The 9,318-nt window shown below is 69.3% G+C and carries 10 protein-coding genes; 9 read left to right on the forward strand and 1 reads right to left on the reverse strand.

Going from position 1 to position 9,318, the window contains the following annotated elements:
- Nucleotides 1–214: 214 nt before the first annotated feature.
- A complete protein-coding gene (locus tag ACYPYD_RS11185) occupies nt 215–826 on the reverse strand; it encodes a c-type cytochrome (RefSeq protein WP_008832976.1) in 612 nt (203 codons plus the stop codon).
- Nucleotides 827–961: 135 nt separating this feature from the next.
- Here ACYPYD_RS11185 and ACYPYD_RS11190 point away from each other — a divergent pair, with 135 nt between their 5' ends.
- The 9 genes from ACYPYD_RS11190 to ACYPYD_RS11230 all read left to right on the forward strand — a co-directional run bounded on the left by ACYPYD_RS11190 (nt 962) and on the right by ACYPYD_RS11230 (nt 9,232).
- The gene (locus tag ACYPYD_RS11190; protein WP_008832975.1) at nt 962–1,861 is read left to right on the forward strand and encodes a prephenate dehydratase; all 900 of its coding nucleotides are present in this window, start codon (nt 962–964) and stop codon (nt 1,859–1,861) included.
- A gap of 195 nt (nt 1,862–2,056) precedes the next feature.
- The gene (locus ACYPYD_RS11195) at nt 2,057–2,722 is read left to right on the forward strand and encodes a hypothetical protein (protein ID WP_459663180.1); all 666 of its coding nucleotides are present in this window, start codon (nt 2,057–2,059) and stop codon (nt 2,720–2,722) included.
- Nucleotides 2,719–4,038 carry a DUF4350 domain-containing protein gene (locus tag ACYPYD_RS11200; RefSeq protein WP_459663182.1) on the forward strand — a complete coding sequence of 440 codons (1,320 nt, stop codon included), beginning with the start codon at nt 2,719–2,721 and terminating at the stop codon, nt 4,036–4,038. Before ACYPYD_RS11195 ends, ACYPYD_RS11200 begins: the two co-directional genes overlap by 4 nt.
- Nucleotides 4,035–5,006 carry an AAA family ATPase gene (locus ACYPYD_RS11205; RefSeq protein WP_459663184.1) on the forward strand — a complete coding sequence of 324 codons (972 nt, stop codon included), beginning with the start codon at nt 4,035–4,037 and terminating at the stop codon, nt 5,004–5,006. Before ACYPYD_RS11200 ends, ACYPYD_RS11205 begins: the two co-directional genes overlap by 4 nt.
- 4 nt (nt 5,007–5,010) lie before the next feature.
- A complete protein-coding gene (locus ACYPYD_RS11210) occupies nt 5,011–6,339 on the forward strand; it encodes a DUF58 domain-containing protein (protein WP_459663186.1) in 1,329 nt (442 codons plus the stop codon).
- Nucleotides 6,336–7,355, forward strand: coding sequence for a stage II sporulation protein M (locus ACYPYD_RS11215; RefSeq protein ID WP_069708760.1), 1,020 nt, complete (start codon nt 6,336–6,338; stop codon nt 7,353–7,355). The genes ACYPYD_RS11210 and ACYPYD_RS11215 overlap by 4 nt, the downstream gene beginning before the upstream one ends.
- Entirely contained in the window at nt 7,352–8,254 is a 903-nt protein-coding gene (locus ACYPYD_RS11220) for an RDD family protein (protein ID WP_211149444.1), read from the forward strand. The genes ACYPYD_RS11215 and ACYPYD_RS11220 overlap by 4 nt, the downstream gene beginning before the upstream one ends.
- 4 nt (nt 8,255–8,258) lie before the next feature.
- Entirely contained in the window at nt 8,259–8,720 is a 462-nt protein-coding gene (locus tag ACYPYD_RS11225) for a GNAT family N-acetyltransferase (RefSeq protein ID WP_211149445.1), read from the forward strand.
- On the forward strand, nt 8,720–9,232 hold the full coding sequence (locus ACYPYD_RS11230; protein WP_069708762.1) for a GNAT family N-acetyltransferase: 513 nt from the start codon (nt 8,720–8,722) through the stop codon (nt 9,230–9,232). Before ACYPYD_RS11225 ends, ACYPYD_RS11230 begins: the two co-directional genes overlap by 1 nt.
- The last annotated feature ends 86 nt before the right edge of the window (nt 9,233–9,318 follow it).

Raw genomic sequence — 9,318 nt, forward strand, 5'->3', positions numbered from 1 at the left:
GGACCGCTGGCCTGTTACGGCCAACCATCGTCAGGACGCCTTGACGAGGGCACGGTTTTACGCGGCCAGCGGTCCCAGCCTTCGCCGGGATGACGGGGTTTGTTTGCAAGGTCGCGCCGAACTTGTCTCGTAAAGACGAAAACGGCCCGCTAGCGACTCGGCGGCGCTAGCGGACCGTTTTCAACCGGCGATCCCTTGAAGGGGCCGGATCGGGTTATTGCGCCGCCGCTTCGGACGCTTCCGGTGCGGCTTCACCCGCCGCAGGCGCTGCCGCGGCGTCGGCCGCCGGAGCCGCGTCTGCGGCCGGCAGCGGCAGGTTCGAGCCCTGCGAATTCAGGTAGGCGATGACGTTGGCGCGGTCTTCCGGCTTGGACAGACCGGCGAAGGTCATCTTGGTGCCGGGCGCGAAGGCCTTGGGGCTCTTGAGCCAGTCGTTCAGGCTGTCGAACGACCAGTTGCCGCCCTTGCTCTTGAGCGCGTCGGAGAATGCGAAGCCGCCGACGCCCTGGCCGATCGCCTCGCCGACCACGCCGTGGAGGTTCGGGCCGATGCCGTTGGCGCCGCCCGCATTGATCGTGTGGCACGAGGTGCACTTGGCGAAAGTCGCCTCGCCCTTGGCCACGTCGGCGGCGGCGAGAAGCGTCGCGATCGGCGGATCGCCGCCGCCCGGGCCTTCCTCGGCCACACCTTCGACGGCATAGCCCGCAGTCTCCGGCGCGTGATGCTTGTCAGCCTGAAAATACATCGAACTGGCGATCGTCAGTCCCAGGCCGACGATGCCCGAAAAAAGAGTCCAACCGGCGATAGTATTGAAACGATCGTCCATTCAGCATGCCCCGCGGTGATTATTCACTCATCCTGTTGGCTTCGGGCATTAATGTCCGCCTTGATCCAGCGCAAGTGCCGATACGGAATTCGGCCATTGCGCTTGTTCGCCACGCCGCCTAATCGCGCGCACGTCATGCATGCTTATCCCCAGCCCGCCATCGCCCTCGTCGCCGAGATGGAAGCCGCCGCCCAGGCACAGCCCGCGCGCGCCGTCGCGTTTCAGGGCGCGCCGGGCTGCAACGGCCACCGCGCCGCGCTCGAATACGATGCCGGTTGCCTGCCGCTGCCGTGCTTCTCGTTCGAGGATGCGCTGGACGCGGTGAAGGAGGGGCGGGCCGACCGCGCGATCATCCCGATCGAGAATTCGCAGCACGGCCGCGTCGCCGACATCCACTTCCTGCTGCCCGAAAGCGGCTTGTCGATCGTGGGCGAGCATTTCACCCCGATCAGCCACGCACTGATGGCGCTGCCCGGCGCGAAAGGCCCGTTTTCGGCGGCCTACAGCCACCCGCAGGCGCTCGGCCAGTCGCGCCATTACTTGCGCGAGCGGGGCATCGTGCCGATGGCCTATGCCGACACCGCGGGCGCTGCGGCACTGGTGCGCGAGCAGGGCGACCCCGACGCCTGCGCCATCGCACCCCGGCTGGCGGCCGAACTCTACGGTCTCGACATCGTCGAGGACCGGGTGGAGGACGCCTCGGACAACACCACCCGCTTCGTGGTGCTGGCGCGCGAGCCGCTCGACCCGTTCGACCTCAAGGGCACGCAGGCGATGACGACCTTCATCTTCGAGGTGAAGAACATCGCGGCGGCGCTCTACAAGGCGCTGGGCGGTTTCGCGACCAACGGCGTCAACATGACCAAGCTGGAGAGCTACCAGATCGGCGCCAGCTTCGCGGCGACGACTTTCTACGCCGATATCGAAGGCGCCCCCGGCGAGGCGCGCATTGATTCGGCGCTGCAGGAGCTGGCGTTCCACTGCAAATACGTGCGCCCCCTGGGGACGTACGAGCAGGCGCGCAAGCGGGGCTGACCCCTCCACCACTCGCTACGCGGGCGGTCCCCCTCCCCATTCCTGCGGAACGGGGAGGATTTGCCTGTTCCTCCCCGTCGCGCAGCGATGGGGAGGTGGCAGTCGCGCAGCGACTGATGGAGGGGGCCTTTCACCGACACGACGAACGCTTTCAACCGCTTGCGCCGCACTTCCCGCCATGCAATCGTGCCGGGCGTGACGATTGGCGGGGGCACTGAAGCGGGTTCGGCCGCAGACGCGGCGCGGGACTGGAAGGCCGTGCGCGACGCGGCGGACATCCAATTCACGCCGCTCCCGGACCCCAAGCCCGTTCCCCCCACCGACATTCCCGAATGGCTCAAGGCGCTCGGCCGGTTGCTGGAGGCGATCTTCACGCCGATCGGCAAGCTGCTCGGCATGTCGTGGCCGGTGTTCCAGTGGATTCTCATCGCCGGAGCGGCGGCGCTGGCGCTGTTCATCCTCTGGCGCCTGCTGATCGAGCCTAGCCTCGACGCCTGGCGCAGCCGCCGTCCGAAGCTGGAGGAGGTCCACTGGACTCCGACGCAGGCCGAGGCGGTGGCGCTTTTGGAAGACGCCGACACCCTCGCCGCGCAGGGCCGCTATGGAGAGGCCGCGCATCTGCTGCTCCGGCGCAGCGTGCGCCAGATTTCCGACGCGCGGCCCGACTGGCTCCATCCCGCCAGCACCGCGCGCGAGATCGCCGTGCTGCCGATGCTGCCCGAGAGCGGCCGCAGCGCCTTCGCCGTGATCGCCGGGCGGGTCGAGCGTGCCCTCTTCGCGCTCCGCGATCTCGACGCGCAGGACTGGACCGCCGCCCGCACCGCCTATGCGCAGTTCGCGCAAGTCGAGCTTCGGGCATGAACGTGAAGACGAAAGGCGTAGCAGTCGGCGCCAATCCGTTCTCGCTCTGGGCGGTGCTGGCGATGGTGGTGCTCGGCGCGCTGCTGTTCGTGGCGCTGCTGTGGATGATCGGCACCGGTATCGGCATGGGCACCGCCAACGACGGCAAGGCGCATGCGGAGGGCAAGGGCCTCAACGGCTATGCGGCGATGGCCGACTACCTCGAACGGCGCGGCTTCGCGGTCGAGGCGACGCGCAATCCTGCGGCACTCAAAAGGCCGGGACTTCTGGTGCTTACCCCGCCCGCGATCATCAAGGGCAAGGAGATCGACAAGATCGTCAGCGCCCGGCGCTCGATCGGGCCGACGCTGGTGATCGCGCCCAAGTGGCAGCCGATGCCGCCGATCCGCGAACAGCGCGACAAGGCGAAGAAAGGCTGGGTGCGCCTCGGCGGCGAAAGCACGCTGGACTGGCCGGGCTTCCTCGACGAACTGACGCTGAGCGACGAGACCTTGCCGAAAGCGCAGGCGGGCTGGCGGGCCAACGGGATTTCCGGGACGCTGCCCACCGGCACCGTGCAGGCGGGCAAGGGCGAGGGGCTGGTGCCGCTTGCCGTCAGCCGCGACGGCAAGCTGGTGCTGGCGGGCTTCATGGACGACGGTGGCCGCTACGACGGCCTCGACGCGATGGCGCAGGACGGCCAGCACTATATCGAGGGCGAGGACTACGACGAAGGGCGCTATCCGGTGGTCATGGTGTTCGAGCCGGACCTCCTCGACAACTACGGGATGGCCCGGATCGAGAGCGCGCAGCTGGCCGAGGCTCTGGTGCGCGCCACCGGGGTCAGGCCGGGCGGCGCTGTCGTGTTCGACATGACCCTGCCCGGCTACGGCCATGCGCAGAACCTGCTGACGCTCGCCTTCACGCCGCCGTTCCTTGCCGCGACGCTGTGCCTGTTGCTGGCGGCGGTGGCGGTGGGCTGGCGCGCGTTCCTGCGCTTCGGGCCGCCGCTGGTGCCCGAGCGGGCCATCGCCTTCGGCAAGCGCGCGCTGGTGAGCAATGCCGCCGGGCTGGTGCGCCGTACGCGCCGTTTCCACCTGCTCGGCCCGCCTTACGCCGACCGCGCGCGGGAACGGCTGGTCGCGGCGCTGGCCCTGCCGCGCGGCGTGGATGCCGAGCACACCGACGCCGCCATCGACCGGGCGCTTGCCGCGCGCGGGGCTGATGGTGAGCCCTTCTCCGTGATCGCCGCCCGCCTCCATGCGGCCGGGCGTTCGCACGATCTCCTCAAGGCCGCGCGCGATCTCCACGCGCTCGAAAGGACGCTGACCCGATGACCGAGACTGCACCCGATATCGCACAAGTAGGCGCGCTCGCGCAGGCGATCCGCGCCGAAGTGGGCAAGGGCGTGATCGGGCAGGCCGAGACGATCGAGCATTTGCTGATCGCGCTGATGGCGCGCGGCCATGTACTGCTGGAGGGGCCTCCGGGGACCGCCAAGACCTTCCTTGCGCAGTGCTTCGCGGCGGCGCTGGGGCTGGACTTCGGGCGCATCCAGTTCACGCCGGACCTGATGCCGGGCGACATTCTCGGCTCCAACCTGTTCAACTTCCAGACCAGCCAGTTCACCCTGACGCACGGCCCGATCTTCTGCGACCTGCTGCTGGCGGACGAGATCAACCGCACCCCGCCCAAGACGCAGGCGGCGCTGCTCGAAGCGATGCAGGAGCGCCGCGTGACGCTGGACGGCACCGCGCATCCGCTGCCGCCGCACTTCACCGTGGTCGCGACGCAGAACCCGATCGAGAGCCAGGGCGTCTACCCGCTGCCCGAGGCGCAGCTCGATCGGTTCCTGTTCAAGGTGCTGGTCGATTATCCCCGCGCCGAGGAGGAGCGCCGCATCGTCGCGCGCTATGGCGAGAATCGCGGTGCGCCGACACCCGCCGAGGTCGGCATCGCGACGGTGACCACCCCCGCACAGCTGGAAGCGGTGACGCGAGCGGTCGCCTCGGTGAAGCTGGCGGACAGCGTGACCGACTACATCGTGCGCCTCGTTCGCGCGACGCGCGAGTCTGCGGACCTGTCGAGCGGTGCCTCCCCCCGCGCCGCCGTGCTGCTGGCCGGTGCCGCCCGCGCCCGCGCCGCGCTCGATGGGCGCGACTACGTGGTGCCCGATGATGTGAAGGCACTGGCGACTTCGGTGCTGCGCCATCGCCTGCTGCTCAGCCCGGCCGCCGAGATCGAGGGCAAGCAGGTCGAGGCGCTGGTCGCCCAGCTGGTCGAGCAGACCGAAGCGCCGCGCTGATCCGGTGAAGTTCGCCTTCGCCCCGATCGTCCCCACGACCCGCGCGGCGGTGACGCTGGCGGCCATCGCCCCGGTCGCGCTGGTGATCGCGGCGGCGAGCCCGGACTTGTGGGTGATCGCGCCGGTCGCGGGGCTCGCCGTGCTGGTGCTGGTGGTGATCGATGCACTGCTTGGCGGCCGGGTCGCGGACCTTCGGGTTACGGTGCCCGGCGACGTCGAAGTCGGCGCCGAGGGCCGGATGGAGGCCGATGTCGCGCTGCGCTCCGGCAGCCTCTCGCGCGCGGAACTGGCGCTGGAGTGCGACCCGCGCCTCGCACCCGGCGGGCGGCTGGTGTTTCCGCTCACCGCCGGTGATGGCGGCTGGCTTGGCTCCGGCACCTTCACGCCCTCGCGTCGCGGCACGGGCAAGGTCACCCGCGCATGGCTGCGCTGGACCGGGCCGCTCGGCCTCGGCGCGCGGCAGTTGGCGGGGACTCTGGATGAGACGGTGCGGGTCTGGCCCAACGTCGCCGCCGTGCGCTCCCCCACGCTGCAGACGTTCCTCAAGGATGCTCAGTACGGCCTGCTCGCCCGCCGCATCCGGGGCGAGGGCACGCAGTTCGAATCGCTCGCCGAGTACCAGCCCGGCATGGACCGCCGTCGGATCGACTGGAAATCGTCGGCCCGTCACGTCCACCTCTATGCCAAGGAATACGAGGTCGAGCGCAACAACCAGATCGTCTTCGCCTTCGACTGCGGGCAGGCGATGTGCGAGCCGATCGCCGGGATGCCCCGCCTCGATCGCGCGGTCTCGGCGGCGCTGGCGACGGCCTTCGTGGCGCTCAAGGGCGGCGACCGGGTCTCACTGTTCGGCTTCGCTTCGCGGCCCGAGGTGGCGACGCCCTTCGTCACCGCCAGCAGCGAGTTCCACCGCCTCCAGCGCGCGGCGGCGGGGCTGGAGTACCGCACGGAGGAGCCCAACTTCACCCTCGCCCTCGCTACGTTGGCGGGGAGGCTGCAGCGCCGCTCGCTGATCGTGATCTTCTCCGACTTCTCCGACCCCACCAGCGCTGAACTGATGATCGAGAGCATCGGACGGCTGGTGTCGCGCCATGTCGTCCTGTTCGTGACGATGGCGGACGAGGAACTGGAGACGCTGTCCACCGCCGAGCCCGACGACATGGAAGTGCTGTCGATGGCGGTTGCCGCCGATGGCCTGCTGCGCCAGCGCGCGCTCGTCACCCGGCGGCTGCGGCAGATCGGCGTCGATGTGATCGAAGCGCCGTGGCGGCAGGTCGGCACCCGGCTGATCGATGCCTACCTTGCCATCAAGCGTTCGGGAGCGATCGGATGAACGCGATATCGAATGCTGCCATCGAAAGCGCCGCGCTGCGTTCCGACCGCTTCCGGCTGGAGCGCGAGGCGGACTGGCAGCGGCTCGAGAACATCGTCGTGCGCATGGAGAAGGGCCGCCTGCGCGGCATCTCGGACGAGGACCTGCTGGCGCTGCCGGGCCTGTACCGCACGGTCGCCTCCAGCCTCTCCATCGCGCGCGAGACTTCGCTCGACGCGGCGACGCTGGGCTATCTGGAATCGCTGGTGCAGCGGGCGTGGTTCGTGGTCTACGGCCCGCGCTCGTCGTTGTGGGAGTGGCTGCGCGGGTTCCTCGGCGGCGGCTGGAGCCGGGCGGTGCGCGGCATCGGCTTCGAGATCGGGATCGCCCTGCTCGTCATGGTGGCGGGCGCGGTGGTCGGCTGGCTGCTCGTTTCGCACGATCCCGAATGGTACTTCGCCCTGATGGGCCGCGAGATGGCGGGCGAGCGCGTCCCCGGCGCCAGCGCCGATGCGCTGCGCGGCACGATCTTCGGCAATACCGAGAAGACGGGCATGAGCATTTTCGCTGCCCAACTGTTCAGCAATAATGCGCAAGTCTCGATCCTCGCCTTTGCGCTCGGTTTTGCGCTCGGTATTCCGTCGCTGCTGCTGCTGGTCCACAATCTGGCCGGGCTGGGGGCGATGGGGTGGGTCTACTGGAAGGCGGGGCTGCTGCTCGACTTCGCGGGGTGGATCAGCATCCACGGCACGACCGAGCTGTTCGCGATCCTGCTCTCGGGCGCGGCGGGGCTGCATGTCGGGCGCGCGATCGCCTTTCCCGGGAACCGCCCGGTGCTGACCGCGACCGCCGAGGCCGGGCGCCGCGCGGCGGTGGTCATGGTGGGCGTAGTGCTGATGCTCGTCGTCGCCGCGCTGCTGGAGGGCTTCGCGCGCCAGCTGGTCGACCAGACGCCCGCGCGCCTCGCGGTCGGCGGATTCATGCTGCTGGCGTGGAGTGCCTACTTCTTCGCCTATCGCGGGAGGGCCGGGCGATGAAGCGCCGGATCAACCGTGCGCGCGTCGGCAAGCAGCGCGTGCTCGTGACGCCGGAGGGCATCGCGCTGCCGGTCACCGTGGCGGGGCGCGGCGCGCGCGTGGGGGCGCTGATCCTCGACCTTCTTATCATCGTCATGCTGATAATCGGCACCTCGATCGCGCTGATGCAGGTCGCTGGCGGCGCGGCGCAGATCGCGCAGGCGGTCGACGGCAAGGGGGCCGGGGCGCAGGTCTTGCAGTTCCTCATCGTCGTGTGGATCGTGGCGATGTTCCTGTTCCGCAACGCCTACTTCCTCTACTTCGAGCTGGGGCCAAGGGGCGCGACGCCGGGCAAGCGCATGACCGGCATCCGCATCGCCGCGCGCGACGGCGGCCGCCTCACCGCCGAGATGGTGATCGCCCGCAATCTCCTGCGCGATATCGAGATGTTTCTGCCGATCCCGCTCATCGCCATGGCGGGGCCAGACAACGGCATGGCCTGGCTGGCGGCGGCGGGGTGGCTGGCGATCTTCCTGCTCTTCCCGCTGTTCAACCGCGACGCCCTGCGCGCGGGCGACGTGATCGCGGGAAGCTGGGTGCTCGAACGCCCGAAGCAGAAGCTGGAGGCGGCGATGACGACCTCCGAAGCGTCGGTGGCCGAGCGCTTCCAGTTCCGCTTCGAGGATCACGAACTGGCGGTCTACGGCGAATTCGAGCTGCAGGCGCTGGAGCGCGTACTGCGTGAGGACCGGACCGACGCGGTCGAGACGGTCTACCAGACCATCGCCGAGAAGATCGGCCGCAACGACGGCTGGGGCGCCGAGCGGCGCTTCCTCTCGGACTACTACACCCAGTTGCGGGCGCGGCTGGAAGCGGGCATGCGGATGGGCCGCCGCAAGGCCGACAAGCACGCAGAGTAGACCGATGAACCTCACCATAAGGCCCGACGACCTCACCGGAGAGGCGGTGCTGGCGCTGCTCCAGTTCCACCTCGACGAGATGCATCGCTGGTCCCCGCCCGAGAGCGTCCACGCCATGCCCGCAGCGCGCCTGCGCCAGCCGGACGTCACGTTCTACTCCGCATGGGACGGCGATGTGCTGGCGGGCTGCGGCGCGATCAAGCACCTTTCCGAAAGCCACGGCGAACTCAAGTCGATGCGCGCTGCGCCCGAGTATCGCGGCCGGGGCGTGGGCAAGGCGCTGCTGCTGAGGCTGCTGGAAGAGGCGAGAGCGCGCGGCTACGCCCGTGTCAGCCTCGAGACCGGGCGGCCCGAGCCGTTCCACCCGGCCCACGGCCTCTACCGCGCGCACGGCTTCGTCGAGTGCGCGCCTTTCGGGGACTACGTCTCCGATGATTTTTCGATCTGCATGACCAAGGAACTGTAATGGAGCTTCGTACCGCCACCCCCGCCGATGCCGCCGCGCTGGCGCGTCTGGGCACCGACAGCTTCGTCGCCAAGTTCGGCCACCTCTACGTGCCGGACGACCTGGCGAACTTCCTTGCCGGTTCGCACAGCGAGGCCAAGGTGGCGAAGGAGATCGCCGACCCTGCGATGCGGGTGATGCTGGCGGAGCGGGACGGGCACCTGCTCGGCTATTGCAAGCTGGTGATGGCCTGCGGCTGGCCCGAACATGCGCGGTCAGGGAACGTGATCGAACTCAAGCAACTCTACACCGCGCCCGAGGCGACCGGGCAGGGCATCGGCGCGGCGCTGATGGACTGGGCGCTGACGGAAGCGGCGGCCTTCGGGGCGGGCGAGGTCCAGCTCTCGGTCTATTCCGACAACCCCGGGGCGCAGAAATTCTACGCGCGCTACGGGTTCGAGAAAGTCGCCGACATTCATTTCATGGTCGGCGAGCAGCGGGACGAGGAGTTCCTGTTCGCGAAGGTTCTTTAAGGCTCCTCCCTGTCGCGAAGCGATGGGGAGGGGGACCGCCCGCGTAGCGGGTGGTGGAGGGGGCGAACCCCTCCGTCAGCGCGTCG

The organism is Novosphingobium sp. 11B (assembly GCF_054589055.1).